This is a genomic window from Brucella sp. 22210, assembly GCF_052045675.1.
Classification (GTDB): Bacteria; Pseudomonadota; Alphaproteobacteria; order Rhizobiales; family Rhizobiaceae; genus Brucella.
In genome coordinates this window covers 1-25,873 of sequence record NZ_JBQEPD010000025.1, presented here as the reverse complement: position 1 = coordinate 25,873, position 25,873 = coordinate 1, and the positions used below count along the sequence as shown (strand labels likewise).

The window sequence follows — 25,873 nt, the reverse complement described above, 5'->3', positions numbered from 1 at the left end:
AAGCCTACTTCGGCACCTCAATCAACTGAAACGACGCATCGGGAAACTTGCCGTCGCCAATTTCCCACGTCTTCGGCATTAGCCGCATGTTCATCACCGGGCTCTTGAAGCGAACTGCCGCGCCGACGGTGATGTAGGACGGTAAGAACGGCTCGATCTTCACCTGCACGCTCGTGCTGGCTGCTGTGGCATCAGCAACGATGCGGGCGATGAAGTTGTAATCGCCGACCGTAAACCCGACCAAATCGCCTTCCTTCAGTTTCAATCCGACCACCGCGCCATTTAAGGTGAGCGAGTTGCCGTTGATCGCAGCCAGCGTAGCGGTGCCGGTGATTGCCGGGTTATTAGCGTCGCCCCAATAAGCTTGCGGGATGCAAACATGCTTTGGGGTGTAATGCACCGTAACCAGACCGCCCCGACACCGATCGATGAACGCCTCAAGTAAATTTCTCTTGGCATTCGTCAAGTCGGTGACTTTGGCCGTCCAGGTCCAGAATGGATCGCCGTTCTCAATGGCAGAAATCGCCCGATCCCCGTACTGAGACACGGAAACCGGGCGATTCAGAACCGGGAAAGTGGGCTGATATCGAAGGCCAGTCGGAAGAAGTTCAGCCATTACCTTGCCAGCCCCCTTGAATTGACTTGCCGTAGATCGCGTGCAGTTCGCATGGCGCCTGTTTTGTCAAAAGCAGTAAGCCCCTGTTTCACGTTCCGCTGCGAGATGCGTTCGACCTCGGCCTGCCAGTTGCCGTCGCGATCCACAAAGACACGAACGTCGGCAATGCCGGATTGCGCTTGCCGCGTCGCGGATGATGAGCGCAGGATCGGCATGGATGGCGCGCGCAAAGGTGGGCCGCCATCCTTCAGTCCGATAACACGGCCGCTGTTGATGGCTTCCAGCAACGCACGATTGCGCTTCGTAGCTGCTGCATTGACGACGAACTCCTCGTCGCTCAGCATCGCCGGTATTTTATCGCCACGTGGTCCGCCAGGACCGCGGACAAAGCCACCACCTGCGCGTTTTACCGGTCCACCGTTCTTGCGGAAAATGCCGCCCAGAGCGCCGAATAGGTTGAAGCCACCCTTGTCGGTATCGAAGATGTTCGCAAGGCCGATCTCGATAAACTTGTCTGCGATGCGTCCGAGAGAGTTAGCAAATATCTCCGCTGCGTCAGCCCCGTTCAAAAGATCGCTGGCAATTCCTCCAACCCATTCTTTCTGGAATGCCGCCATGTCTTCGGCGTTTTCTCGAATACGGTTCTGCGCTTCGGCAAGCTTGTTAGCCTCTGCACTCGCAAGTGCCCACTGATCGGCGGTCTGGGCAATCTGCGCTCGCAGTTCTGGCGTTAGCGCCACGCCCGCCTTTTGCGCCGCATTGAGCAATTCCTGCTCTGTGCGCGCCTTCTCCATGGCAAAGCCATAGTCATTAATCAACGGGTTGATCTGACGTTGCGCTTCAGTCTCCGCGACAAGAGCCGATGTGCGGTCGGTGATACGTTGGATGTCGCTGTCGAACCGCTCAGCAGGTGTCTTCTTCGTGCGGCCCTTCTTCTTGTCGTCTGGCGTAGTCGCGATACCGCCGCCGTAGCCAGAAGGCGTTGAGGCGAGGATCTTTTCGGCACGCTTCTGCTGAACTTCGAGCTTATCGACCGCGCCGGCTAATGCGATGGCATTATTGCCAGCGCTTTCAGCGGCATATTCAAACGGCTCGAATTTCAAGCCCGTCATTCTATAGAATGTTTTAGCTCTTTCGTCGGCGGCGTCGGCGTCTGCGCTTGCCTGCGTGTATGCGGCCTTGGCTGCTTCAAGCTGCAAGCTAATCTGCTTCGTCAGTTCAGTCTGATACTGACGAGAAGCTGAAGCAGCATTTTCCAGCGCAACCTTGTTTTCGTCGACAGCATCGCTGAATGATTTCGCAGCACGGTCGCCAGACGACATATTGTTGTAGAGCAAATAGACGGCACCTGCCGCAGCCCCGGCCAAGAGGCCGATTGGCCCAAGCGATGCACTGAAGGCGGCAACTACGCTCGTACCTGTACGAAGTGCGGTCAGGAATGAGCCCAATGCAACAACGGCCTGGCCAAGTCCGACGACTACGCCAGCGATTGCCCGACCGGTGAACGCGGTAATCAGCACTGTCGCAAAGGCTGCGACGACATCCGCTGTTTCTTTGAAGTTGTCAGCTACATACTGCAGCGCTTGAACCAGCTGCCTACTCGCGCCAGCTGACTTATCGGCATTGCCGATATAAGCGGTAAACTCGTTATTAATCTGCGTGAAGGCGTCGGCAATAGTCGCGTTGGTGGCCTTGAACTGAGCCTCAATGCCCTTTTGTGCATTCAGGATAGCCTTGAACACGTGATCGGACGTTAGTTTTCCATCGGCGCCAAGCTGCTTCAAGCCAGCAATCGTGGTCTTGAACTCGTCAGCAATTGCCTTCGCAATTACCGGCGCGTTTTCACGCAACGACCGGAGTTCATCGCCCTGCAACACGCCAGAACCCAAAGCTTGCCCGAGCTGGAGAATGCCAGCAGCTTGTTCCTGTGCGGACGCACCGCCAGCCTTAAAGGCTTTCGAAACAAGCGAAGTCGCCAGCGCAATCTCGTCTTCCGACTTGGCTACGGCGGAGGCAGATCTGATCAGCCGAGCATATAAGTCAGTATAGGCTTCAAGACTTGTGCGTGCTTCGTTCGCACCGTCCTTCAACTCATTCAGCGAACGTGCGCCAACACCAGCTGCCGTCGCTGACGAACGAATGAGGTTTCCAGCCTGCGTCCAAGCATCCGCATACTGCATCAACTCGCGCGTGCCCAATGCGGCAGTAATGCCGGTTAGGGGAGTAGCGAGGTCTTGCATCGTGCCCTTGCCGATGTTTCCAAGCGCCGCGTTTATGCGCTGCACACTGGCATCTGCGGACTTCTCCATCTGACGCATCTGCCGCGTGAACTGCCCACGTTGCCGATTAATCGCGTTCTCCAAACGCTTGAAATCGGCTGAAAATTGAACGACAAGAGTCTCCAGGTCAGTGGCCATGGTGGGGCACCTATGAAAATAGAACAGAGATTTAATGGAGTGGGCTGGTTAGGAATCGCGTTCCTATTCGTCGGCCCTCTGGTGTCCGCGTATGGCTACTGGTATCTGCTCGCGACCGTTGCGAAGAACGTCCAATTTGGCGGCTATTACAATCAAAGTATGTTGATGCCGTATGTGCTACTGATCATTGGCGGCATCGCCTCACTAGCGTCGTTGCCGCTGATTATTATCGGTCGTGATTTCGAAGGATTTGCCACGGGAGTCGACGGCGCGAGATCGGGATCTCGCGTGAAGGAGCCGACGTTTTAGCGAAAGAATTTACGATGCACCCGGACTTAGAGTCTCTTTGCTCCGATGTAGATGAGATCGTAGCAATATTGCGTGCCCATAATGTGCGTGGATGGGCAAGTGTGCTCGAAAAAGGCGCATCAGAAATCAGGCTTTCTGACTTTCACGGCGTGATACGGATCCTGCACTGCTATGGCGGCATGGGAACGCTCAATGACATCATCATATATGAGCAAGACAGTAGATTGTTCGATGCTCTTAGAACCCGAATCTATCAGAAAGCTGACGCGATCCGAGCGGAAGAAAACATCATTGCGCGTGCGGGTTTTAACCCATTAACTTAGAAAATTGTCCGAGGAGGGGGACACACATGAAAGCCATCGTCACTATTTGCACCATCATGCTGGCTATAGGCGGTTGCGCCAGCAATAAGGCATCTGACCCGGCGAGCAAAGAACTGAGATGCCAGCAACTGCTTAGCCGGGCTAACATCCCAAGATTGCTGGAAGCGGAGCGCGCACAGGCGCAGGCCGAGGCGACGCAGTTGGGTTGCTATTAGCAACCCACCCTACCCCTCGCTCACCCACTCCCAAAGCTCGTCTTTTTCCGCCTGGCTCAAACCGCCATCGTCGGTCGAGTTAGCTTTGACGTAACCGTCAACGGCAGCCATGAACTGCCACATGGACATTCGTCTTACTTCTTGCGGCGTGAAGCCGAGCGCCGCACCATTGCCGTAGACCGCGGCAAATCTGACTTTTCCGTTGGGGAGACTATCAAGCTGCTCTCCGTCTGATTTGCCGCCGCTGGCTCCCCCACCGGCTCTTCCGGTACGCCTTGAATGCCAGCCTGCAGGATGATGGTGGCGAATACGATGTTCTCGGCAGGTGGGCGCTTTTCGATGTAGGTTCGCACGAGTTTCGTGGCCGCCGTCGGTTCCAAGCCTCCACCAATCAGACCCTGCCGGATAACATGAGCAATATCGCCGACGCGGCAATGTTTGGTGAATAACCGCTCCAGAATGACCCACGGACCCGCATCGCACGCCTCCTGCAATGCTTATAGCTCTCCCCAACCGAGGCGGAAGGTATAAGTACCGTCCGCCCAGTCGAGCTCAACCTTAGCGTCTCTGCTCATTATGGAGCCGTCGCCGCCGATGTGCGGACCATCTCGCCATCGGATTGCAGCGAAACGTTGTTTGTGGCGCGCTCGCCGTTATTGCCACCAATATCGAGGTTCTCGACATGCATATTGCCGGTGTATGTGTAGGTCGTGGCAGGGAATACAAATTCAACCTGAACAGGAACGGAATCGATGCTTTCCCAAGCGTCGAGCCAAGCCTCGATAGATTCTGAAGCAAGTACGCCCTCGCCGCTAATACTCATCGAAAGCGAAGCGGCATCTCGGCCGATCCAGTCCACTTTGTCTGGATCTTCACAATCGGGAATCGAAACCTCATTGAGGTTTTTCGAGAGCGTAATTGACTTCTGTGTGAAGCCACAAGGCGCTGTATAAACAATCGGCGTTGCGTCATTGCCGAGCTTCACGCGGACCTTGCCGCCTTTGATCGTAGTAGCTTGAGCCAATGCGGCCTCCATACGAAAAAGGCCACCATAAGGGCGGCCATTAATAGTTTTCGGGGTGATCGGCGCGGTGGCCTTAAGGCTGCTCGATAATCGCCGTGTAACGGATCGACGCATGATTGATTGCGCCGTCCTTGATGTAGTCAGTTCGCCAATACTCGAATGTCACGAGGGCGTTTGCTGTCAAAACAGGTTCCCACCCTCGTGTTGCAAGACGCACTGCGTTTGCGACGTCGCGCATCTGCTTTTTGGCTGGCTCAATCGACCAGACATCCAGCTGGAAAATGATATCGTCAGCGAAAATACAGTCGGCATCTACCTGTTGAGCGCTCGATGCGCCGATACTGACGTATGGAAAGATTGAGGGCGAAACCTGCCCTTCGTCGTTAGTCGGCGGGTTATCGTAGCTGCGCTGACCAATCAGCGAGACAAGCGCAGGAAAGCTGCGCAAGCGCTGAATAATCGCGCCCTGAAGTTCTAAAACCGGGTCCATTTAGCGATCCGCTGCAATCTGTTTAGCTGCCTTGGTGATGGCACGAGACACCCTCGCCCGCGCGCTTCGCCGTTTGGCTCGGAAACTCACAAAGAAGAACGGCTGCGCCTTGGCCCCAGGGTTGATTGTTCCTGGATACATGCCGCCGTTCACATGTGGCGCGCTGCCAAATTCGACCAGATGGGCATAGCGCACCTTAGAATTGCCAGCGTAAATCGTGATGGTCAGCTTGCCATCGTTAGACTTAACGCTGCCAATTCGCTGGCTGTATTTTGGAGTTTTACCCCACGTCCAGCCGATGCTTTCCATTAGCTCGCCATCATCGACGGGAACCAAGTTTTGCATCATGTTGACGATTTCCTGAGCGCCTTGCTCCATCGCCGCTCTGACAAGCTTTTCAGCAACTTCCGGAAATTTCGTTAGCTTGATCTGTAGGCGGTCCAGACCTTTAATCTTTACCGCCATCAAGTTTCCTCGCCTTCAATCGCTAGCATCTCGATGTACTGCCCACGCTCGTCGGGATTGACGACGGTCTTAATTCCGAAAACCCGGTTCGGCTTGTCCCCAGTCTTACCAGCCCGAGCGTCGTATGCCCGCCATGATGCCGTAATCTGTCTTGCCGCTGCGCTACCGCGAATGGTCAGATTGTAGGGCTGCATGGACTGCATTCGCGCCGCCATGATGCTCTCAGCATTGCTGCCGTATCGCGGTTCCAGCCTCCCGGGCACGGTAAACTGGTCAACCCACTCACCGCGTGTTCCGCCGAAACCATCATCCACGTCCTGCCGAACCTGAAACGTCAAACGGCAATTCAGGCTGCCGGCACCTGCGCGCTTCGCCATGCTTCAGCCTCGTCTCTGTTGGGAGTTGGAAGTCGCTCGGCCTTGCCAGCGGCAATAGCGCGGTTAGCGCAAGGCGTTGTGACCAAGCCGACGTAGCCTGCCGGATAGCGGATCGTCACTGCAGGCTCAGGGATGAAGTCGTAGGTGGCTGTGAAGTGGAGCCAGGGCATGAAGCCTCAATTTTGATTTGGCGTGGATTTCGCAAGCAGCGATGTAAGAATATCCAATTGCTCTTGCTGCTTTTCAATGAGCGCCTTGAGTTCGTTCGAACGCAACTGGTCAAACTTCTCATGTAGCGCCATTATTTCAATTTCAGCTTTGAGGTTCACTTCGTAATCATGTGCAGCATCCAGCCGGTCCCTTGCAGCTTGGCGGTTCTGACTCATCATAATTATCGGCGCTTGCACCGCGGCCAACATCGAAAGCACGAGATTGAGAAAGATGAACGGATAGGGATCGAAAGCGAATGCCGCCACAATTGAATTTGCAGCCACCCACGCGACGAGCACGAGAGCAAAAAGCATTATAAATGTCCATGAACCACCGAATTCGGCGACCTTATCTGCGAGCCGTTGACCATAGGTCAGCTTCTCGTCAAACGACCTGTTTACATCGCGTGCAATCGTTTGACGCTCAGACAATCGCGCTAGGACAGACTGTTCTCTTGCTGTCAGTGTATCCGCAGATCGCCCTAAGTACCTGAGCGACCGTTCTGCAACCTCGTGACGAAAGCCGGTATCATTCTTGTCTGTGCGGGCCATTGCGATCTCCAATCATTCAGAGGTCCATATGTTCCACAATTGCTAGAACGATAACAATCTCAAACCCTCAACAGCCTATATGGATCAAGCAGCCAGCGCGCCGACCTGTTTTCGAATAGTTCAACAGTCGACTGTCGCTCGCGGTTCTCGTGGAGGTCTCCCGCAATAAGCAGGATAGCCGCATCCACCTCGGCTTCGGCGCCTGCGGGTACGGCGTCGCGGTTCATATAGCGCAACGCAGACCCTTGAGCGGCGGCTAAATAACCTTCAAGCTCCGTATCCTCATCATCGAATTCAATTCGAAGATGTCGCTTTAACCGATCAAGATCCACCGCCACGGTCGAAGCCCTTCTTTTTGGCAGGCTCATCTGCGACGCAACCCAGCGTTCGCGCAACCTCGGCCATGCGACCAGTCACAGTATTGCCAACCTCAAACTGGCGGGGATAAACCTCGCCTTCAGGCACCGCCTTGAATGCCTTCGCAACACGCACTTCCATCAGCGCCTCCTGTAGGAAGGGCGCCCGAAGGCGCCCTTGTATTGTTAAGCAGCTGCGATCTTGTGGTAACGCAGGGCCGTCGGATCGGTAACGCCGCCGCCAACGCGCTTCGTGGTGTAAAACTGCACGAAAGGCTTGTTGGTGTACGGATCGCGAAGGATGCGAATACCCGTGCGGTCAACCACAAGATAACCGCGCTGGAAGTCACCGAAGACAACCGGGATGGCGTCAGCGGCAATGTCCGGCATTGCAGCAAGCTCGCTGACCGGGAATCCAAGGATCGTCGCAGGCTGGCCAGAAACCAGACCCGGTTGCCAGATGTAATTGCCCTGACCGTCCTTCAGTTTACGGATGGCGCCCTGCGTCTTGCGGTTCATAGTAAACCGCGCATTCGGAGTGCGCTCACTTGGCAGGTCGTAAACCAGATCAATGAGGCCATCGGTCGTAAAACCAGCTGCGTCACCGCTATTCACCGTCGGGATTGCGCCCCACGGATGCGAGGCCGCAGTCGTGTAGGTCAGCAAGCCTTTAGGCTTGTCGGTGCCATTGCCGGATACGAACGCGATGCCTTCCTGATATGCGAACTCAGTCTCGACTTCACCGGCAAGCCAGTTTTCGAGGTTGATTTCGGAATCATCCAGCAGGCGCTGCGTTGCCGCAGGATTCGCGTAGATTTCGCCGGTGTTGAACTTCACCTCGGCGAACTTTGCAGCCGGGGTTTCAGGACGGGCAGCGGATTCGCCTACCCAGCCAGACGCCGTAGCGCGGTCATTGTAGAGCTTGGAGAAGCCGTTACCAGAAATCTGAATGACCGAAGCGATACCGCGCATCGGAGAAACGATCTTCAGCTTGTCGGTAATGGTGCGGTCCCATTCGGTCGGAGCCGTATAACCGCCGTCTTCTGGAACGGCGACGCTCATCGCGGCCTGTGGATTGGCCTGAATGAATGCGTCAATGCTTGCCTCATCGCCCTTACGGAAGAAGCGGTCAAACGCCTTGGTATATTCGGCATTCTTGACGGCATCGCCAGGCTTGGACGCACCTGCCGTCTGGAGAGCTGCGAGCTTCTGCGCCTGCTCATCGAGAGCCGCCTGAAGGTCGCTTACAGTGGCATTGATGCGCTCGACCTTTTCGGTGCGAACGACATCTTCTGTGCCCTTCTTTACGTCATTAAGAGCTGCGCTGTGTTCTGCCTTGAACGCTTCAAATGCGCGGCCTTGCGCTTCAATGAGCGCCTTGATTTCATCGGGTTCCATTTGGTTATCCCTTGGAAAGAATATTCGTTGTGCTGACAAGAGCGGCCTTGATGCCGGTCATGTCCTTGGCTCTGGTCTTGCCAGCGTCGCGCGTGGCGTTCTCGGCGGCATCGCGCTCGCCTCGAATTTCATGGAGAAGTTGAGTACGCGAACGGCGCGTCTCACCTGCGGCAGCCAACGCCCGGTCAATCCGGCGCATCGCTGCGATATGTGCGGGAAGTTCAGCTTTTGCGTCAGACTTGGCAGTTCCGGCGGCCTTCTCGTCCGCAAAGCCCTTTTCGATTGCCTCATCAGCTGACAGCCAAGTGCCATCCGACGCCTTTGACGGGCCATCCAACAGAGAAAGTACGACGTCTTGCGCCAGCCCTGTGCGGGCAGCGTAGATATCGGCCATCGAACTATCGAAGGACTGGAACAGCGTCGCAGCATCAGCGAAATCGTGCGTATTGCCGATAGCAAGACCCCACGCTCGATGGATCATCATCATCGAGCCAGTCGACATAACCACTCTGTCACCGGCCATAGCGATGATTGATGCCGCAGACGCCGCATAACCCATCACATTGACAGTGACTTCGCCGGGATGGCTTGCGAGTAGATTGTAAATCGCCAGCCCTTCGAACATGTCGCCGCCTGGCGAATTCACGTTCACGGTAACCGGATTTTTCCCGATGGATCGAAGCGCGGCGGCGGCTCGCTTGGCCGTAAACCCGCCTCCGCTCCAATAATCCTCGCCGATCACGTCAAAGATCGAAATTGTGTTCGGATCGTCTGCTTCTGCCGCCTGTGGAGCACTCTCCCACCGCTCTAAAGCGGAGAGAGGCACATCCCACTGATAAGACTTCGGTCGCGCAACGGCAGCAACCGGCGTTCTGTTAAGGCTCATTGCGTGTTCCTGAAGGAGTGAGGCCAGTTTCTGGCTGCGTCATTGGATTTTTGAGGCTGTCCGCGTCCGGATCGTCGCTCTGGCTCAAGCCCACATAATCGCGAGCTTCATTTTGGGACATCCACGGACGGGAACCGCCAGAACCCAGCGCTTTGGCGAGGAATTCGGCCTGATCTTTAATCGAACCGCGCAGCAATTCGCGCTCGTCGAAGTCAGCCTGATACGATCGACGCTCTTCGCGCGTCAGCAGACACCGAGAAACCGCCTGCTCCCAAGCGATGAACCACGGCGCCAAGCCATAGCGAACGAAAAACTGACCAAGGGTTTCAATGCCACTGCCCCAGGACGTGTCATCCATCATCAAAAGCGGCCGCGGCACACCAAAAGCGCGCGCAACCTCCTCGATCTGATGATTTCTTGTCTCGATCTGTTGGCTGTCTCTTGCCGTCTGCGAGAACGGCTCGGCCTTCATGCCCTCTTCGAGGATCAGCCACTTGTGCGCGTTTTCCGCGCCTGAGAACTTATCCTTGAGGCTGGTGTCCAAGTTTTCGAACTCGTCATCACCAAGCTTGCCGGGGTGCGTGAGCGCACCGCCGACCATCGTCCCATTCTTGAACAGGCGAGCTGCGGCTTTTTCGGTCTGCATAGCAAGGCCGATGGCCTCTTTTGCCTGCTGGACGCGTGAAAGACCGATAACGCCATCGTCCGTCATATCGCGGAGATGGAAAACCTCCGACTGGGGCAGTTCGACATATCGACCGCCCTTCAAGACGACTTTGTATATGACGGTCAGATCGTCTTTCTGCTCGACGGTGACATTGGTTGGGTGCAAGGGCTGCAAGGCCACCACACGCTTGCCGCTTCGAACAATACGAGCGAAAGCATTGCCGTAGGTCAGTGCATGTGACTGCAGCTGCCGACGGAATTCATACGCCGTCTGCCAGTTATTCGGCTGCGTAAGAAGAACATCAAACAGAGAATGATCATCGGCTGGGTGAAGTCGCCCCTTCCCGTTCTTGTGCATCAAGTAAAATGGCAGCATCCCGATGCTGCCTGAGATGAGGTCGACACAGCGAAAAACTGTTGTGTTGAACAGAGCAGCCTTTGGCGTTACCGCCATGCCGCTTGCGGTTTCTGCGCCGCCGCCAAGAAAGGCGGCGAGCCGTGGATCATCCAAGCCGTCGAAATATTGCCAGTCAGCTCGCGGCGCTCGTTTCGGCGCGACCGAAGGCGCTGCCTCCGGTTTGGACCGGAACAGGTCTAAAATACCCATATCTTTCCTTGTTCCGATTAGCCGGCCATTCGGATGCCGCGTTTCTTGTAGACGGACTCTTTCGGCGTAACCGCCCCGTCCATCGCCACACCAACCGCCATTGCCAAAGCGACAGCAGCGTCGATGCGCACCGATGCCTTCGTTTTGACGAACCACCGGTTGTCTTGCGGGTCATGATCGAATGTCGCGCCCATCAAGGCAGTCATAAGGACGGGATTGCGCCGCATGCGAATGCGGCCATCGATAATCATGTCCTCGAGAGCCAGAACAGAACCCGGCATCCACAGACCTTGCGGCGGTGGCAGGTTTGCAGCTTTCGCCGCCTCCACCTTTGCAGGCTCAGGCCGTGCCCGAACCTTGCCGCCCTGCGGGTGTGCGACATGTTCAATGTCCAAGCCGAGCGCTTCGACTTCCTCGCGGAACTTGTCGTAGGCGTAGCGGTCATAGGCGATGGCTTGAATGTCAAAGGCTTGATCGAGTTGCTGCACCCGCGACGCAACGAAGTCATATCGAATTCGTTTACCGGGCGGCGCATTCAGCCAGCCCTGCTTTACCCAAAGCGCATATGGCGCCTTGTCAGCCTGTTCTCGCGCTTCCAGAGTATCAGCTGGCGTCCAAGCTTCCACCCACGCATCAAACGTCGGCAGATTGACCGTCGATCCATCTTCCCGATCCATTTCCTTGAAGCCGGTCGGGACAACACAGGCAAGAACAGTCATATCCTTGCTGCCGGATAGGTCGACGCCCATGAAAACCGGCTTGTCGGCGTGTTCGACTTCGGGATCGAAATCGTCCATTACGCTTTCGACGGTCTCGCGTGGCATCCAAGCCTTGTCGGCATCGGTCCAGCAGCAGAAGTGAAGTCGAAGAATGCCGTTCAGTTTGCCCGGCATCTGCTTTGCTTGAGCGACCACACCAGCCAGATACTCCAGCGTCAGGATAACGCCGAGAAGCGGGTTCGCCTTCTTCCAGCAGGTTTCGTCCTTGAGCGGATCGTCGCCCTTGTCCAGCGCGCAGACATAGGAAAACGTTGTGTCGTCGATCACCTCACCGACATAGGCGAAATCCTCGTCTGGCGTTTGGGTACCGGCAGCCACCTTGACGGCATGCTCGTGCTCTTCCCAGCAAATGCTGTTTCGGTCGCTGCCCGAGTTCGTAATCATCAGCAGCAGAGGCTGGCGGCGAAACTTGAAGCCGCGCTCAAGCATTTCCATCGTCGAGCGGTCGGGATGTTCGTGCACCTCGTCGCAAAGCGCAAAGTGCGGTCGCGGACCTGAGCCAGACTTGCCGGAATCCTTTGAAATCGGGCGAAAGAACGATTGCGATTTGTGATGCGCGATATTGAACTCGCGACCGATGCCGCCGCTGAATTTCAGCCGCTCGACGAGTGCCGGGGCAGCGCGAACCATCTTCACGGCATCCTGAAAGAGAATTCCCGCCTGTTCTTTCTTGGCAGCCGCCGCATAGATCTGCGCGCCAGCTTCCTTGTCCGCGATCAGGCCGTACAGGCCGACACCGCCAGCAAATGGCGATTTACCGTTGCCCTTGCCTTCCTCGATATAGGCGCGCCGAAAGCGGCGCGAACCATCTGAACGCTTCCAGCCGAACAGCGAACCCAGCTTGAAAGCCTGCGAGGCATGCAGTTTGAAAGGCTTGCCTTCGAACTGGCCCTCCGAAAGCTTAAGCCGCCCTTCAAAGAATCGAAACACGCGGTCGGCTGCATCGTCGTCCCAGTACAGACCACGCTCGTGGCCATTTTCGAGGTCATCGAAATGACGTCGGCAGGCATTGCGAACGTGAGGACCGGCAACTTCTCTGCCATCAATGACAGCTTGCGCATAAGCGCTCACACGCTCAAGCGCAGGCATATCAGTCAAGCAGATCGTCCTTTTCTTCGCCATCGTCGGGTGTCGCCACCTTGGAGGCATCAGCAGGCGTCGCGCCCATCTGGCCAAGCATCTGGCGGAGCAGGTTCATCGCCTGCACACCCACCTCCTGCCCGGCCATGATGCGGCCCTGAATAGTCGAGGCCATGCCGACGAGCGTGCGGTGCGATTCATTTAGCCACGGCAGCTCTTTCGCGAAAAGCTTCCAGGCTGACTTCGCTTTTATCTCAGCACTATCCTTCAACCAGACGGGAGGAGCGCCAAGCGGGCCGTTTGCGACTGGGTCTGCGCGGTTTTTGTACCGACCGGCATGCGTTTTGTCTCGCCCCTCGACTTTGGCCTTGCCGAGGGGATTTCTCGGCTTTGCCATGGAATGAAATCCTTATGGGGTCATATTTTGAATTGGAGATGCGTGCGCTGTGGGTCCTCGCCGGTCCGGGGCTAGCGCACTTCTGGACTTTTCGATGCCCCCTGGCTGGTCAACCGACCGGCCAATCTGGCCTATGACGGGGTGGCCCATAGCTTTCCTGAAACTATTTCAGAAACTGTCCCCGGAGATAGCTTGTACATCTCACATTGAGACTTCTGCGAGCTTCCGTTAGAAACCGCCAAGCGAATGGTCTCTGCATCCGAATAAGTTATTTTGTTAGTTCTTGTGTTCCTCGACTGCACTGATGCAGATGCCCATCTGCAATTGTCGGGCACATAATTTCCGTTAGGATCTATGCGATCCAAAGAAGTGGCAACTGGACGCTCGCCCATGTCTTCGAGGAAGTTATCGAACTGTCTCCACCGGTCACATACCGTAATGCCTCGACCTCCGTATTCTGCCCAGTTGGCAACTTGCGGATTTGATACTCGTCGCACCATGGCCTCCCAACTTCTGTAGGTCGGTGTTCGTGTGTATGGCGAGGCATGTCCATGTTTTATACTTCTCTTTGACGTCACTTCACGAGATAAGCACCCACAGCTTTGCGTCCCACCATGCATCATGGATGCGCCATCTATTTCCTTTGTCGTACCGCAGGAACATAGACATAAGTATCTACGCCCAGAATTCTTTTTCGGAACCTCATTCAATACAGTGAGCCGACCGAACGTCATGCCGATTATGTCTGTTTTTCTTCCCATGGCTTGACTCCATTGTTGGGGATTGACCTCAAGCGCAAACAGCGGGGAGCCGTCGCTCACCCGCTGCCAAACATCTGCAAGAGGTCAAGAATTGCAGATGCCGTTCTGTTTTATTGGCTTACTGGCCAGCCTGACGCATCGAACCGAACGACGTCCTGCCCGAGCTCTTCACGCTGCTTGATACGGTCATGGCAGGGCTTGCAAAGTGATTGCAAGTTATCTGCATCCCAGAACAGATCCTCATCGCCTTTATGCGCAATAATGTGGTCACATATCGTGGCCGGTGTGACGTCCTCTTGCTGCATGCAGTAGGCGCACAGAGGATGCGCAGTCAGTTGCCGCTCACGTAAGCGTTGCCAACGTGCGGTTCGATATAGCCGCAGCCAAGGCCGAGAAGGTGCTGACATGTGGGGTTCTCGTCCCTATGCCAAGGAACATTTTTCATTGTCCCCGCGTTAGTTCTGCATCCCTGAAGGGACACATCGATTGGTCAGAAATCCAAACTTGAATAGGAGGAAGATATGCCACGCGGTGACAAATCCAAATACACTGATAAGCAAGAACGCAAAGCAGATCACATCGCCGAAGGATACGAAAAGAAAGGCGTATCAGATAAGGAAGCTGAACGCCGTGCTTGGGCGACTGTGAATAAGGACGATGGTGGTGGCAACAAGCCTGGCGGCTCAGGTCGCGGCAAATCTACAGGCAATCCCGCCGCACATAAAGGCGGGAAGAAGGGCGGTGAAGCAGCTGCCTCCAGAAGCGCTGCAGAACGCTCCGCCTCTGCGAAGAAGGCAGCCGCAACACGCAAGCAGAACGAGGAACACGCCCATCACCATTAAGGGCATCATATAATCAGCAAAGGGAGAAGACGTCATGAACAGCACAGAGATGAAGGCCTGCATTGAAGCATGCCTTGCTTGTTATCAAACGTGCCTCGGGATGGCGTCTACCCATTGTCTTGAGGAAGGTGGTGAGCACGTTCAGCCCGTGCATTTCCGAACAATGCTCGCCTGCGCTGAGATATGTAGGACGTGCGCCCATATCATGCTTTTGAGGACGCCCTTGCATCAGGCGGTGTGCAAAGCCTGTGCTGAAATATGTGAGGCCTGTTCCAAGAGCTGCGAAGACTTGGATGGGATGGACGAATGCGTGGCCGCTTGCGATCTCTGCGCTGCAACTTGCCGGGAGATGGCCGCTTAGAGTTACTCAAAACCTGCATAAGGGTGGAACAATTCATTACTCTTCGCCGTTTCGGTTTGGCAATTCAAAAGGAGAATGAAATGGCTCAGACCACCGAAGGCATGCTTTCCGAACAGATCGACGCACTGCGCAAGGAAATCAGCAGCCTATCGTCCCGACTGTCAGATCATCTCGGCAATCTATCCGACACAACCGACGATGCCCTTGCGTCCACGAAAGACGCTGTGAATGTGCTCGCCGAAGGCGCGCGTGAACATGGCCAGCGTGCTGTTCAGTACGCACGAGAAAATCCCGGCACAGCATCCGCATGGGCTTCTGTTGGTCTGGTTGCATTCGTGGCCTGCATGCTCATGAAGGGCCGCGGCAACCGTTACCGTTAGAACACAATCGGCGGGGAGCCTACCGCAATAGGCTCAACCCGCCGAACCAGCAGCCGGAGGAGAAACGGCGCTGGATTTAGAAGGCCCAGACATAATACCGGACAAGCCGATAGCAGAGGTATGGGCGCTATTTTGGAAAGTTACGCCCGGTTCAGCGGTTGCACCCAACTGCAACATGACCGAGCGTCCGTCGCCTCGCGCACGGAACGGTGCGGGGCAACCGCGTAGCGGTTGAACCCCTTCACTATACTCCGCACGAGATCGCAAAAAGCGGCAGTTAGGCCGCAGATTTTTTCAATGCGGCCACAAGATTATCATTTGCCGCTATCAGTCGCCTTTTGCCTTGCCGCTCTTTTGTGCGCTGATGGCCACTCACTCCGATATCTGCCAGACTGCCCGCCCCCAGCGCAGCATCTAGAACGTCGCGATCCCTATCTTTCAACTCTTGAAGCGCTTCAAACCACAGGTCGCGATCGATCATCGCAGACAGTGTATCTTCCCACGCCTCGTCTCCTCCACCGGCACACGTTGTTTTGCGCATCCCAAGAAAACTATTGGCCACCTTGGGCGAACCACACGGCAACCCTTTCGGGTATCGCGTGTAAGTCACCTTCTCCATGTCGGTGTTTGCGTGGGCCTCTGCGAGAATGCGGGCGGATTCTTCAGCGCTGTAATCCGTACCATTTCGGCGCTTGCCGGATGGAATATATCGATGCGGCATTGTTCCAAGCATATCTTCGAAATAGTGATTGCTCGCCTTGGTATCCTTCGGATCAGCTCCGCCACCCGATGCACGATCTGGTTTATCTTTCGTGCCGAGCATTGCGCCTGCCGGCATTCGTATGTCGGCCTGAATAACTTCACCGTCGATGCCGAGCACATATCCGACTTCAGTCTGGTTTCCATCGCTGAACCGCAGCTTGCCTATGCGGACAATCTGTCCATTCTCATTCTTCTCGGTATCGTTACTAGCTACATTCTGCATGATGGCTTGCACGGACGGTGTTTGCCGCCAGTCCCGCTCGTAACGCATGTCGGCGACTTCCTCCGGGTCATTGTCATTCGCTCCAGGCGCAACAGACCAGTTCGTCTGCAATGGTTCTCGCTGACCTTCTGGGCGGTTGCGATACGTCATAAGCGCCTTTAACTGTTCTGCGAGTGATCCGTGTCTTGTATTCGTCATGCTGCTTTCCCCTTCTCTTGTCCAAGCCACCCCAGAACCGCCGTAACGGCCCGCTCAGCGGCTTCTGTGGTCGTCGTGGCCCGAATGACCAGAACCGTGTAGCCGAGGCGCTGTAGGGCCGCGTGGCGGTCTTTCTGGGCTGGTGACAGTCTCCCCTGCCCGACCTTGTTCTCGATCAGCAGCAGACGACCGTATTCGCCATAGATGCGGAGGTCAGGTTCGCCGCTGGTCATTCCCGTTGCAATTGCCTGAGCCTGCGCCCTTGGCCCACGCTTGCTGGCGTTCATGTCTCCGGCCAACAGGAACTGGCGCTGGTATTGCGGCAGGCGGCGCAATGCGGGAACCTGCGCCGCCTGCAATTCCCATTCGAGCGGCGGGGCAGACTTAGTAGTAACGCGGCCATTGCGGGTGGTGATCTTGACGCGGGCGCCGTTGATACGTGTGATCTGTGTGGTGGTGGCGGTCGTAGACGAAGGCGCGCGCGTGCGGTTGCGTGCCATGTGTGCTCCTCGTGTTGATTGCGGTATGCCGTTGGTAGCGGCAAGAGGAGTGTGGAATGCCTCAATAAATGTGGTGTTAATGGACATGCAGAAAATGAGACGTTAACCTGCCGCGGGGCAAGGCGCTTTGCGGTCCTCCAGTTACACCATTCACCGGGGGCGTCTTGTCGCCAACCTCAAATCAGGTTGTATTTTGGAAAGTCCTAAATCAGGAAAAGTGCGCACTTCTCAAAACTCGAGAACTGCGCGCCGCGCGCTTTGTGCGTAAGTTTCTATATAAGAACTCTTACGCACCAAAAGCAGCGTGCATTTGCGAACTTCTTTTAGGGTTTTTCGAGAAGTGCGCAAAAAGAAGTACGCGTTACTTAGGGTTGTATTTTTATTGTGACAGGCGGTTGTGTTGATGGAAGAAAGAGAGGAAGGCGGACATCCTTCCTCTCGTATGAAGCCAGAAAACTATGCCTTATTGATTTGGCTTATGGCCAAGTTCGTGAGCTTGTTATTTGTGGCTTTTTCCTGATCCAAAATCTGGGTAAGTAAGGTGTGTGCTTCCGTATGTCCGAGCTCCTTTGCCCATTCGCGCAGCGAACCGTATCTGGAAATTTCATAATGCTCGACCGCCTGGCAAGCTGCGAGCAAGCCTGCGTCAAGAGCTGTTCCGCTTGCCTCTTCAATCAAGCCGTCGGCTTCCTTAATCAGCCCTTCGATCGCGTCGCATTTCTCAGCGGTAGGCTTTAGCTTAAGAGACTTGAACAATCCATTCAGAATCGTGATCTGCCCCTTAGTTTCTTCGAGATGTTCCTCAGCGGCTTGCTTCAGTTTGGCGCTTTTGGCCGCCTTGGCGACTTTCGGAAGAGCCTTGGTAATGGCGTTTTCTGCGTAATAAATGTCCTGCAAGGTATGCTCGAAAATATCAGACAGAGTTTTCATGATCGTCCTCCTGGTTGGAAAAGCGAAACGAAACATTTGCTGATAGGTTCCTTATTATTAGCCCGCAACCTGAGCCAAGTCCTGCTATGATGTGTAATGAAGTGCCATTCGAAGGGAAATCCAATGTCTAAATTTGGGCCATATGAATTCGACAAACTGCTGGGCGCTAAATACAAGGTTCTAAATCAAGACCCGTTGCTCGGAATTCTTAGTATAAAGACCGATAAGGGTGTCATTGAGCTCGGCATGATAAAGTCGGTCGCCGAGGTTTTAATGGGGGAACTGATGGACTTCCTGCAAGAAGGCAAAGGCAAAGATGCGCCAAGCTTCGCGGTCGAGCGGAGTCAGTGAAATGCAGCATATAGCCACCGCTCTTGCTATCGCTGTTTCTTATATAGAAGACCGAGAATGCGATGTTGACGCTGACTTGAAAGCTCTGGAAGCTATTGCTGTGGAGATACAGCAGGGATCACTCGACGAGCGGCGAGCGGTTGTGGAAGCGCTTGGCGCGGTCGGCCGACCAGAGCTAGTCGATGGCCTCGGTATAGCATCCATGGTATAAACCGGCCTTCAGTCGGCGGGAGGCTCTCTGCTTGTCATCCGGAGAAGACTCACAGTTCAATCCTTGCCAAACAGGAAGGGTCGATATGCGCTTAAATCATGCTTTTGTCTTAACTGCTCTGCTAGCCTTCTCCACAACAGCAGCTGACGCAGCTTTAGCTCCCAATTATCAACGCGCCAAAGAAATGTCGGCAGTAATTGAAGCTGTTGCTGAACAGTTCCCAAGCCACCCGGTAACCAAAGTCATTTATCAAGAACCTGACCAATATCAGGTCATCGCCGGTCCTTGTTCAATTCGGGCTAAGATCGTCACACGCCCTCAGAAACAGATGATGTTAGGCCCCAGGCAGTTTGAGGTTAGGCTTTCGCCGCAACGATGTGGCAAGTAAGATGTATTAACTGTCCGAGGTTAAATAAAAAAGATATCAATTACTTATGACACTCTACAAAAAAGCCTGGCTATTTCTGATTATATTATCTGTTCTCGTACTCACCTCGCCTGACTGGACGAAGGGCGTTGGTGATGCGATTGGGGCGAGCGGTACCGCGATCGGATCAGTTGTATTGGCCCTTGGGGCGATCTTGTTCATGTTCGTCTTTGTATGCCCCAAATGCTCATTTTCACTTTTCAGAAGCGAAAGCATTTTTGGCCTGTATATTTACCATCCATGGCCTAACAAGGCTTGCTCTAGGTGCGGCCACAATCATTCGGCAACTAAAAAGTAACGGTAGCCGTTGCGCACCTTCCCTCATCCAGGGTTCACGCTCTGAAGGGGTGGGATTTCAACCAGAAATTAAGCTGTTTGATGCAAACTCGCCCGAATGGAGCGGGAAGATTTTCAGGCAAATTGGCGTGGTGCCAGAAGATACCAGTTTGATGAGGAGGCGCGGATTAAGACCGAACTTCTCAAAGAGCGTGATCGTAATTGGCTGGATCGCTTGCCCATACTCGGCTTTATATTGCTGGTAGCAATTGTGAGTGCAGCAGCATTTCTAGCTATGTTGTTTCTATCAGTTCCACAGTTCTGAATATAGAACACAGCAGCGACCCGGATACACAACGCATATTGAAGACTTTGCGTGGTATTGCTCGGCCTCCGCATTTTTCCCGATAGAGGTCGAATATGATCGCCGCCTATGTTTCATCTGCTATTGTTGGTACAGGCGTTTATCTCCTATTGAGGCGCAGAACGCGCAAAGCGCGTATCACCATCTCAGCTGCCGTATTTCTAGTCCTGTGCGCAATTATCAGCGTTTGGTTCATTAACACCGGGGGAACATACGGAATTATGGGCAAGAACGGCATCACGCCGGATTGGTCGCGGCAATAAAAAAAGCGTCCCGAAAGAGCCGCTATTAGGTTTGTCCATATTACTTGGGCTTATGGTCTTGACGCCAATAGGTTGCTTGTTTGGAACTGAAACCGGCCAGTTCCGTTTACTGAAGCCATTGACCCAGAGTGATAGAAAACATGGATCAGCTTGAGATCGCGCTCGATGAGGCGCTAAAGTCCGACAACTTCAATGTCTGGCCACACATTATCGCGCTTGCCGCCGCATACATTCTGGCGTTGCCGATAGGGTGGCACCGAGAACGCGAAGAGCGGAGTGCCGGTCTGCGGACCTTTCCGCTGGTCGCGGTTGCCAGTTGCGGCTTTATCCAAGCTACCGAGGGATTTACTTCCGAAAGCCCCGAAGCACTCGCGCGCATTATTGAAGGTGTGATCACCGGCATGGGATTTATCGGTGGTGGAGCTATTCTTCGTTTGAGTTCGTCCGTCAAAGGCACCGCAACAGCGGCCAGCCTGTGGGCAACAGGAGCAATCGGCATTGCTTGCGCTGCAAACGCCTTTGACGTGGCCATTATCATAATGGCGTTTGCGCTGCTTACTCTTGTATTCTTCTCCAACGGTAAGGCGGCCACTAAGGAATCCTCCGCCCCGGACGCAGAATAAGCCCGTATGCTGCTTCCCCCTAAACCGCCCTCACAAACGACGTCGTCTTCCGCTGTATCGGATCGCGATCCTCGACCTTTGCGAGAAACCCTTCCTTGAACAGTGCCTTGGTAATGAGGCTGGCCCGCTTCTTCTGCAACTCGTCGTCTATATCCAGCCCCAACGCATAAGCCACGGCGTGACCAACCCAGTCTTTGGCCTGCGGTGCTTGCTTGTACATGCCACCATTTACAGCGCCACGGATTGCGTCTTTCTGCTCGTCCGTCAGCCCTTCGGCCACTTCCTCGCTGGACGGCCAATGCCATTCGGTCACAACCGGCGCATGGTCCTGCGGCTGTGTCAGCCCACGCCCATTACCCAGAGCCACGCTTTCGATATGCCGCCAATCAAGCCGATGCGAGAGCGGCGTAAGGTTTGATTTGCCGTATGTGATCGAGAAATAGCCAAACCGATCCATGCTGGGGATGCCAGCCTCATTAGCCTGCGCTTCCGACATACGGTTTAGCACCCGCACCGAACGCGCCGCTCCGATCAACGCCACAGCACCTCGTGCGTCTTCAACGGTGGCCTCGCGGTCACTCACCTTGCGCAAGTGGTGCACGATATCAATGGAGCAGTTCGTATAGTCCGCGATCTGCGCCCAGAGCTTCGCGACCTTATCGATTGCGCCGTTGTCGTTTTCGTTGACCTGGTGCGTGGAAACGAATGGATCGACGATCATCACGTCAATGCCATTAGCAAGGATGGTTTCAGCCACGGCTTCTACAATCGGCTCCTGAATTTTGACGCCTTTCTTGTCGTCGATTGCCACGACAAGCTCCTGCTCGCGGCCGCTGTCGAGAAACAGATGGCCATCAATGTCTTCCGGCTTCAGATTGAAGTGAATGCACGCAGCCATGATGCGGCGTTCCAATTCATCGCGCGGATCTTCAACGTTGAACAGCCAGACCTTAAGGCGGCGTGGTGGCTTAACGCCGTTCAAGGCCTTCCCCGACGCCATAGCGAGCGCTTCCACGATGCTGTTGGCGGTTTTGCCAAGCCCGCCCGGTGCAACTGTCACCGAGACATACTTGCGGATGAAATGGCGACCGAAAGCAAACTCGCGGCGGGGTAGCGAAGAAGGGTCTTTCCACTGGAAAGGCGTAGCTGCGAGGATGGGTTGGTCTGTGGGGGCTTCTTCAACGACGGGGACGTCAGGTTCCTCGTTGTGCGCTTCGGGTTCACGCTGCTCATCAACCTTCGCCCGCGCGTTGTCGAGCATACGGGTGATGTCCACCAGCTTGGTATTGTCATTGACGGCTTCCGGTGCTTGTCGCGGATGCATCTTGCCCGCCTTCAGGCCGTTGTCGATCGTCTTGCAGCAACGCGGGAAGTCCCTGCCCCAGCCGCGCGCCACATCTTGTAGCAAGGCCCGCGCTTCGGATTCCGACAAAGCCCCGGCGCCGACGAACGTGCCCAGCCGGAACGCCGCGTCGTTCAAGCGGTTGTTGCGGTTGCCCATCGGTTCCACGGCAAGGTCGTCCAGCTCAGATTGCACCGCGCGCTCGACATACCGATCGTTGATCGTGCCCGAAACCGACGGCGCCTGATACATAGTCGCGCTGTCGTATGACCGTGGCAGGACAAGCTCCAGCAGCCAGTCTGGCGCGTCGACCGGTTCCACATCGACCAACCAGCGGTAAGGCTGACCAACAGCAGGCACACTGCCAGCCGCGATGACATAACCACCGTCACCACGAACATCGATGCCAGCGCCCAATGCGCCACGATTGCGAACGCCAGCCTGGTGTTTGAAGAAGTAGTGTCGGCCGCCGCTCGTGGTTTCAGCGGTGAGGGTGGCAGGTAACGAACCGTGCTCGGCTTCCAATGCCGCGAGCGTATCCGGACCGCCGTGCTTCGGATCGATATCCAGCACCCACGCGCCGATAGTCGCCCCGGTCGGCACGCCGATCATTGCGCCGGGGTTGCGGCGCCAGAGCTCCCGCACAATGCGCTCGTTCAACGTCGCACCGCGGAAACCATTTGAAGTTAGCGGCGTTTTAGTCGCGAGAATTTCAATGATGCCGTCCTCGTCGATGAACTCCTCGTCAGCGGCACGGCATGGGAAGACAGGCCAGCTGCGTGCGGTGTAGGACAGGGCGACGTCAATCATGGGGTCTTCACCCGAAAACACTTGGATGTTATTTTGCATCAATCTTCCTTATTGGAGCCTGGAGATGTCCAAAGGACGGTATGAAATGATGAGAACGAGCAACGGCAAATGGTCGGTCATCGATACCGAAACCGACCACGTGGCCAAGCTGCAAGATTCCTATTTAAGAGACCTCGATATCGATGAGGCCGAGGCAGCGGCGGCTCTAATGAACCGAATTCATGCCGCAGGTCTAAACGTCACGCCGCAGTGATTGTCGTTGGCGGGCATCATCTCAGTCCCTAGGTACGCTTCGATGAACGCTTGCGCTGCAGGCGCAACGATTGCATTACCGTAACCGTGCAGTCGTCCCACTCGGGCGGCAATCCCATGAGCCAGCGGGAATGTGTCGGGTTCAACTGGCCGCCACTTTCCATCCCGGCAGAAGAGCCAGTCAGCATCTCGCCAGTGGCCGTTAGTCGGGCGGGGCCGAAGAACTGTTTGTTCGCTTCCTCGTAGCTCGGTCGATCCGATGCGTTGCCAGCAGTCATTGCTTGAACCATATCCCCCACAGTGACCATGCTGCTTGTTGGTGTCGGCCATCCGCTCAAGGCATTCTCGGGAGGGTCGATCGCTTGTGAGTTCACAGTAACAGTCTGGACCGCAGAAATTTCCCAACCCGCCATTGCTGCCATTTGAGGCAAGCTGCTGCCCGTCATGTTGGGCGCTACGCCTGTTCCCGCCCTCTCTCCGTCCGACGCCTGCGCTGTCGGCCAGCCCGTCAGCCAAGCCACTCGACCCAACAGCGCGTTCAGTGGTACGTTCTGGCACTCCGCACCGTCCTTGTGATCCCTCGTCGTTGGCGTGGGCCACCCAATACAGCCGCTGTCGGATATGCGGCGCGCCGAAGCCCGCAGCGCAGGTATCGACTGCCCCGCTGGCGTAGCCCGATCCTTCCAGGTCAGCTTGTACAAGGTCGAGCCAGCCAAGTCCGTCGTTGCTCGCAACCTGCTCGCCAAAGACGATTGGAGGGCGGCAGTTTTCAATAAGCCAGTGGAAGTGCGGCCATAGGTGCCGCTCGTCAGTAAACCCTGCTCCTTTGCCTGCCGCGCTGAAAGGCTGGCATGGGCAGGATCCGGTCCAGACTGGGCGATCATCTGGCCATCCTGCTCGGCGGAGCGCGTAGGACCAGACGCCGATCCCGGCGAAGAAGTGGCATTGTGTGTATCCGATAAGGTCGGAAGGTCGAATATCGACAATTGAACGTTCATCAACATCTCCCGGTGCGATGTGGCCAGCCTTGATTAGCTCGCGCAACCAAGCCGCCGCTTTCGGGTCAAACTCGTTGTAATAGGCTGTCATGGCTGCCTCAGAATGGAGCTTCGCTTAGGGCCGCGCGCATCCCTCGACCGCAGCCTTCCCATGCGGCCTTCACGAGCATGCGTGCTTCCAGATCATCCATTTCCTTAAGGTCGGTCTTTCCCAACTCCTGCAAATACTCCCCGACCGCCTCGACGCCCGTATCAAGGGCGCGCAGCTCGTACGGGTCCAACCGCCTGCGATGCCGAATATGCTCGGCGATGTCAGCGCATTCCTTGCATAGCCAGCGTATGGGTTCACGGTCTGCCTGCACGCCGAGGCCTACGGCCCTTCTGGAGCACACCCAACAAACATCTGAGTTTCCCGTCATGCCACCACCGATGCACGCGGACGATTGGACCAATATCCATTCGGTAATTTTAGGTAAGGCATGTGGGCGCACACTTTCTCCCATATACCAAGTCGACGAGCCGCCTGTACGGCAGCGCCACAAGCTTTCTCAAAAGCCCCTCTATTTTTATATTTCAACGCCTCTTCAGCAATCGACGCCTCATCCCAAGACTTTAGTTTTGGTTCCATGTGCTTACAGAACCTATCAACGCTTCCATATTGCCGCCGCGCTGCACCATACGCACCCGGACTCCCCCGAAGGAATTCAGTTCTGGACGTGTATTGGCGCGCCTCTTTGTAAATCGCATCCTCTGTCCATTTTATCGCGCCAAGCGAACCCAATGCTCCAGCGGCAACTTGGTTGAGAACGTTATACCCGCGCGCTTTAAAGTGCCGGATAAGTTCATCTTCCATATTTTGCGCGTCTATTTGCGAAACGGGACCAACAACTATTTTAAAGGTATGGGTACTTTTAATTAGGTCCTTAATTGCTTTTCTGCCGCGCTGAACTGCCCCCCATTTCGACCGGACAGTCGGCATAAGCAGAAAGGCTCAAGCACAGGCTTGGGTATAGGCTTATGTCTAACGAGTATCGACATGTCGAATTGCTGACAGGTGATGTCCGCCGTCGGCGGTGGACAACCGAGCAAAAGCTGACGATCATCGAGCAGAGTTTCGAACCAGGCGAAACGGTATCTTCGACCGCTCGCCGCCATGGTGTTGCGCCCAATCTGCTTTACCGGTGGCGCAGGCTCTTGAGTGAGGGAGGTGCTGCAGCCGTGGATTCTGACGAGCCGGTGGTCGGCAATTCGGAAGTGAAGAAACTGGAAGATCGCATCCGCGAGCTGGAGCGCATGCTCGGCCGTAAGACGATGGAGGTCGAAATCCTCCGCGAAGCCCTTTCCAAAGCGGACTCAAAAAAACGGATATCGCGGCCGATCTTGTTGCCGAAGGACGGTTCGCGATGAAGGCCGTAGCAGACACGCTAGGCGTCTCCCGTTCCAACCTCATCGAGCGGCTGAAAGGCAAATCAAAGCCGCGTGGGCCTTACCACAAGGTCGAGGATGCAGAGCTTTTGCCCACCATTCGCAGGCTGGTGGATCAAAGGCCAACCTATGGCTATCGGCGGATCGCCGCGCTCCTCAATCGCGAAAGGCGAGCCGCCGATAAGCCTGTGGTCAACGCCAAACGGGTCCATCGCATCATGGGCAACCATGCCATGCTGCTGGAGAAGCATACCGCCGTTCGCAAGGGCCGCATCCATGACGGCAAGGTCATGGTTATGCGCTCCAATCTGCGCTGGTGCTCGGACGGTCTGGAGTTCACCTGCTGGAATGGCGAGGTCATTCGTCTCGCCTTCGTCATCGACGCATTCGACCGCGAAATCATCGCCT

36 protein-coding genes and 1 pseudogene are annotated in these 25,873 nt (G+C 55.5%); 13 read left to right on the top strand and 24 right to left on the bottom strand.

The window, feature by feature from the left end; translation table 11 throughout:
* Positions 1-4: 4 nt before the first annotated feature.
* Positions 5-616, bottom strand: coding sequence for a hypothetical protein (locus ACTJKP_RS21395; protein WP_440632083.1), 612 nt, complete (start codon positions 614-616; stop codon positions 5-7).
* Entirely contained in the window at positions 616-3,033 is a 2,418-nt protein-coding gene (locus ACTJKP_RS21390) for a tape measure protein (protein WP_440632082.1), read from the bottom strand. The genes ACTJKP_RS21395 and ACTJKP_RS21390 overlap by 1 nt, the downstream gene beginning before the upstream one ends.
* A 12-nt stretch (positions 3,034-3,045) precedes the next feature.
* Here ACTJKP_RS21390 and ACTJKP_RS21385 point away from each other — a divergent pair, with 12 nt between their 5' ends.
* The 3 genes from ACTJKP_RS21385 to ACTJKP_RS21375 are packed head-to-tail and all read left to right on the top strand — an operon-like array spanning position 3,046 to position 3,880.
* Positions 3,046-3,342, top strand: coding sequence for a hypothetical protein (locus ACTJKP_RS21385; protein WP_440632081.1), 297 nt, complete (start codon positions 3,046-3,048; stop codon positions 3,340-3,342).
* A 14-nt stretch (positions 3,343-3,356) separates the two neighbouring features.
* Positions 3,357-3,665: a DUF6966 domain-containing protein gene (locus ACTJKP_RS21380; protein WP_440632080.1), complete on the top strand. Its 309-nt coding sequence runs from the start codon at positions 3,357-3,359 to the stop codon at positions 3,663-3,665.
* Positions 3,666-3,691: 26 nt separating this feature from the next.
* Positions 3,692-3,880 carry a hypothetical protein gene (locus ACTJKP_RS21375; protein ID WP_440632079.1) on the top strand — a complete coding sequence of 63 codons (189 nt, stop codon included), beginning with the start codon at positions 3,692-3,694 and terminating at the stop codon, positions 3,878-3,880.
* A 134-nt stretch (positions 3,881-4,014) separates the two neighbouring features.
* Here ACTJKP_RS21375 and ACTJKP_RS21370 read toward each other — a convergent pair whose 3' ends face one another.
* The 15 genes from ACTJKP_RS21370 to ACTJKP_RS21300 all read right to left on the bottom strand — a co-directional run bounded on the left by ACTJKP_RS21370 (position 4,015) and on the right by ACTJKP_RS21300 (position 14,232).
* Entirely contained in the window at positions 4,015-4,374 is a 360-nt protein-coding gene (locus ACTJKP_RS21370; protein ID WP_440632077.1) for a gene transfer agent family protein, read from the bottom strand.
* Between the two features lie 80 nt (positions 4,375-4,454).
* Positions 4,455-4,904, bottom strand: a complete 450-nt coding sequence (locus ACTJKP_RS21365) for a phage tail tube protein (protein WP_440632106.1) — start codon at positions 4,902-4,904, stop codon at positions 4,455-4,457.
* Positions 4,905-4,977: 73 nt separating this feature from the next.
* Positions 4,978-5,394 (bottom strand): DUF3168 domain-containing protein, encoded by a 417-nt coding sequence (locus tag ACTJKP_RS21360; RefSeq protein WP_319080748.1) that lies wholly within the window; start codon positions 5,392-5,394, stop codon positions 4,978-4,980.
* Positions 5,395-5,859: an HK97-gp10 family putative phage morphogenesis protein gene (locus ACTJKP_RS21355; RefSeq protein ID WP_440632076.1), complete on the bottom strand. Its 465-nt coding sequence runs from the start codon at positions 5,857-5,859 to the stop codon at positions 5,395-5,397.
* The gene (locus ACTJKP_RS21350) at positions 5,859-6,236 is read right to left on the bottom strand and encodes a head-tail adaptor protein (protein ID WP_319080750.1); all 378 of its coding nucleotides are present in this window, start codon (positions 6,234-6,236) and stop codon (positions 5,859-5,861) included. The genes ACTJKP_RS21355 and ACTJKP_RS21350 overlap by 1 nt, the downstream gene beginning before the upstream one ends.
* Entirely contained in the window at positions 6,206-6,406 is a 201-nt protein-coding gene (locus ACTJKP_RS21345; RefSeq protein ID WP_440632075.1) for a hypothetical protein, read from the bottom strand. Before ACTJKP_RS21345 ends, ACTJKP_RS21350 begins: the two co-directional genes overlap by 31 nt.
* 6 nt (positions 6,407-6,412) lie before the next feature.
* A complete protein-coding gene (locus ACTJKP_RS21340; protein WP_109367081.1) occupies positions 6,413-6,997 on the bottom strand; it encodes a DUF1003 domain-containing protein in 585 nt (194 codons plus the stop codon).
* Positions 6,998-7,056: 59 nt separating this feature from the next.
* Positions 7,057-7,335: a head-tail connector protein gene (locus tag ACTJKP_RS21335; protein WP_167836072.1), complete on the bottom strand. Its 279-nt coding sequence runs from the start codon at positions 7,333-7,335 to the stop codon at positions 7,057-7,059.
* Positions 7,319-7,495, bottom strand: a complete 177-nt coding sequence (locus ACTJKP_RS21330) for a hypothetical protein (protein WP_440632074.1) — start codon at positions 7,493-7,495, stop codon at positions 7,319-7,321. The genes ACTJKP_RS21335 and ACTJKP_RS21330 overlap by 17 nt, the downstream gene beginning before the upstream one ends.
* A gap of 44 nt (positions 7,496-7,539) precedes the next feature.
* Positions 7,540-8,751: a phage major capsid protein gene (locus ACTJKP_RS21325; protein ID WP_440632073.1), complete on the bottom strand. Its 1,212-nt coding sequence runs from the start codon at positions 8,749-8,751 to the stop codon at positions 7,540-7,542.
* Positions 8,752-8,755: 4 nt separating this feature from the next.
* Entirely contained in the window at positions 8,756-9,637 is an 882-nt protein-coding gene (locus tag ACTJKP_RS21320) for a head maturation protease, ClpP-related (RefSeq protein ID WP_440632072.1), read from the bottom strand.
* Complete coding sequence (locus ACTJKP_RS21315) at positions 9,627-10,910, bottom strand: phage portal protein (protein WP_440632071.1); 1,284 nt, start codon at positions 10,908-10,910, stop codon at positions 9,627-9,629. The genes ACTJKP_RS21320 and ACTJKP_RS21315 overlap by 11 nt, the downstream gene beginning before the upstream one ends.
* A gap of 17 nt (positions 10,911-10,927) precedes the next feature.
* On the bottom strand, positions 10,928-12,778 hold the full coding sequence (locus ACTJKP_RS21310; RefSeq protein ID WP_440632105.1) for a terminase large subunit: 1,851 nt from the start codon (positions 12,776-12,778) through the stop codon (positions 10,928-10,930).
* A gap of 1 nt (position 12,779) precedes the next feature.
* Positions 12,780-13,166: a hypothetical protein gene (locus ACTJKP_RS21305; RefSeq protein WP_440632070.1), complete on the bottom strand. Its 387-nt coding sequence runs from the start codon at positions 13,164-13,166 to the stop codon at positions 12,780-12,782.
* A gap of 871 nt (positions 13,167-14,037) precedes the next feature.
* Positions 14,038-14,232 (bottom strand): HNH endonuclease, encoded by a 195-nt coding sequence (locus tag ACTJKP_RS21300; protein ID WP_440632069.1) that lies wholly within the window; start codon positions 14,230-14,232, stop codon positions 14,038-14,040.
* Between the two features lie 216 nt (positions 14,233-14,448).
* Between ACTJKP_RS21300 and ACTJKP_RS21295 the strand changes: the two genes are divergently transcribed.
* The 3 genes from ACTJKP_RS21295 to ACTJKP_RS21285 all read left to right on the top strand — a co-directional run bounded on the left by ACTJKP_RS21295 (position 14,449) and on the right by ACTJKP_RS21285 (position 15,510).
* The gene (locus ACTJKP_RS21295) at positions 14,449-14,769 is read left to right on the top strand and encodes a plasmid stabilization protein (protein WP_440632068.1); all 321 of its coding nucleotides are present in this window, start codon (positions 14,449-14,451) and stop codon (positions 14,767-14,769) included.
* A gap of 34 nt (positions 14,770-14,803) precedes the next feature.
* On the top strand, positions 14,804-15,130 hold the full coding sequence (locus tag ACTJKP_RS21290; RefSeq protein WP_440632067.1) for a four-helix bundle copper-binding protein: 327 nt from the start codon (positions 14,804-14,806) through the stop codon (positions 15,128-15,130).
* Between the two features lie 80 nt (positions 15,131-15,210).
* Positions 15,211-15,510 (top strand): hypothetical protein, encoded by a 300-nt coding sequence (locus ACTJKP_RS21285; RefSeq protein ID WP_440632066.1) that lies wholly within the window; start codon positions 15,211-15,213, stop codon positions 15,508-15,510.
* A 277-nt stretch (positions 15,511-15,787) separates the two neighbouring features.
* Here ACTJKP_RS21285 and ACTJKP_RS21280 read toward each other — a convergent pair whose 3' ends face one another.
* The 3 genes from ACTJKP_RS21280 to ACTJKP_RS21270 form a co-directional block, all read right to left on the bottom strand.
* A complete protein-coding gene (locus ACTJKP_RS21280) occupies positions 15,788-16,693 on the bottom strand; it encodes a hypothetical protein (RefSeq protein WP_440632065.1) in 906 nt (301 codons plus the stop codon).
* A complete protein-coding gene (locus ACTJKP_RS21275) occupies positions 16,690-17,193 on the bottom strand; it encodes a VRR-NUC domain-containing protein (protein ID WP_440632064.1) in 504 nt (167 codons plus the stop codon). The genes ACTJKP_RS21280 and ACTJKP_RS21275 overlap by 4 nt, the downstream gene beginning before the upstream one ends.
* A 456-nt stretch (positions 17,194-17,649) precedes the next feature.
* Complete coding sequence (locus ACTJKP_RS21270; protein WP_440632063.1) at positions 17,650-18,123, bottom strand: YciE/YciF ferroxidase family protein; 474 nt, start codon at positions 18,121-18,123, stop codon at positions 17,650-17,652.
* A gap of 123 nt (positions 18,124-18,246) precedes the next feature.
* Here ACTJKP_RS21270 and ACTJKP_RS21265 point away from each other — a divergent pair, with 123 nt between their 5' ends.
* The 5 genes from ACTJKP_RS21265 to ACTJKP_RS21245 all read left to right on the top strand — a co-directional run bounded on the left by ACTJKP_RS21265 (position 18,247) and on the right by ACTJKP_RS21245 (position 20,638).
* Positions 18,247-18,474 (top strand): hypothetical protein, encoded by a 228-nt coding sequence (locus ACTJKP_RS21265; protein ID WP_280992934.1) that lies wholly within the window; start codon positions 18,247-18,249, stop codon positions 18,472-18,474.
* 1 nt (position 18,475) lies between these two features.
* A complete protein-coding gene (locus ACTJKP_RS21260) occupies positions 18,476-18,685 on the top strand; it encodes a hypothetical protein (protein WP_440632062.1) in 210 nt (69 codons plus the stop codon).
* 31 nt (positions 18,686-18,716) lie between these two features.
* A complete protein-coding gene (locus ACTJKP_RS21255) occupies positions 18,717-19,073 on the top strand; it encodes a hypothetical protein (protein WP_440632061.1) in 357 nt (118 codons plus the stop codon).
* A gap of 433 nt (positions 19,074-19,506) precedes the next feature.
* Positions 19,507-19,713: a hypothetical protein gene (locus tag ACTJKP_RS21250; protein ID WP_440632060.1), complete on the top strand. Its 207-nt coding sequence runs from the start codon at positions 19,507-19,509 to the stop codon at positions 19,711-19,713.
* Positions 19,714-20,155: 442 nt separating this feature from the next.
* Positions 20,156-20,638, top strand: a complete 483-nt coding sequence (locus ACTJKP_RS21245; RefSeq protein WP_440632059.1) for an MgtC/SapB family protein — start codon at positions 20,156-20,158, stop codon at positions 20,636-20,638.
* A gap of 19 nt (positions 20,639-20,657) precedes the next feature.
* On the opposite strand, the gene ACTJKP_RS21240 is transcribed toward ACTJKP_RS21245, so the two are convergent.
* Complete coding sequence (locus tag ACTJKP_RS21240; RefSeq protein WP_440632058.1) at positions 20,658-22,829, bottom strand: bifunctional DNA primase/polymerase; 2,172 nt, start codon at positions 22,827-22,829, stop codon at positions 20,658-20,660.
* A gap of 25 nt (positions 22,830-22,854) precedes the next feature.
* Between ACTJKP_RS21240 and ACTJKP_RS21235 the strand changes: the two genes are divergently transcribed.
* On the top strand, positions 22,855-23,043 hold the full coding sequence (locus tag ACTJKP_RS21235; RefSeq protein ID WP_078339758.1) for a hypothetical protein: 189 nt from the start codon (positions 22,855-22,857) through the stop codon (positions 23,041-23,043).
* Here the strand turns inward: ACTJKP_RS21235 and ACTJKP_RS21230 are convergent.
* The 3 genes from ACTJKP_RS21230 to ACTJKP_RS21220 are packed head-to-tail and all read right to left on the bottom strand — an operon-like array spanning position 23,010 to position 24,893.
* Entirely contained in the window at positions 23,010-24,131 is a 1,122-nt protein-coding gene (locus ACTJKP_RS21230; protein WP_440632057.1) for a DNA cytosine methyltransferase, read from the bottom strand. The genes ACTJKP_RS21235 and ACTJKP_RS21230 overlap by 34 nt on opposite strands.
* Positions 24,132-24,138: 7 nt before the next feature.
* The gene (locus tag ACTJKP_RS21225) at positions 24,139-24,402 is read right to left on the bottom strand and encodes a DUF6511 domain-containing protein (protein WP_440632056.1); all 264 of its coding nucleotides are present in this window, start codon (positions 24,400-24,402) and stop codon (positions 24,139-24,141) included.
* Positions 24,403-24,455: 53 nt separating this feature from the next.
* Positions 24,456-24,893 carry a hypothetical protein gene (locus ACTJKP_RS21220; RefSeq protein WP_440632055.1) on the bottom strand — a complete coding sequence of 146 codons (438 nt, stop codon included), beginning with the start codon at positions 24,891-24,893 and terminating at the stop codon, positions 24,456-24,458.
* A gap of 164 nt (positions 24,894-25,057) precedes the next feature.
* On the opposite strand from ACTJKP_RS21220, the pseudogene ACTJKP_RS21215 reads away from it, so the two are divergent.
* Positions 25,058-25,873 (top strand): annotated as a pseudogene (locus ACTJKP_RS21215) (IS3 family transposase); the annotation flags it as partial.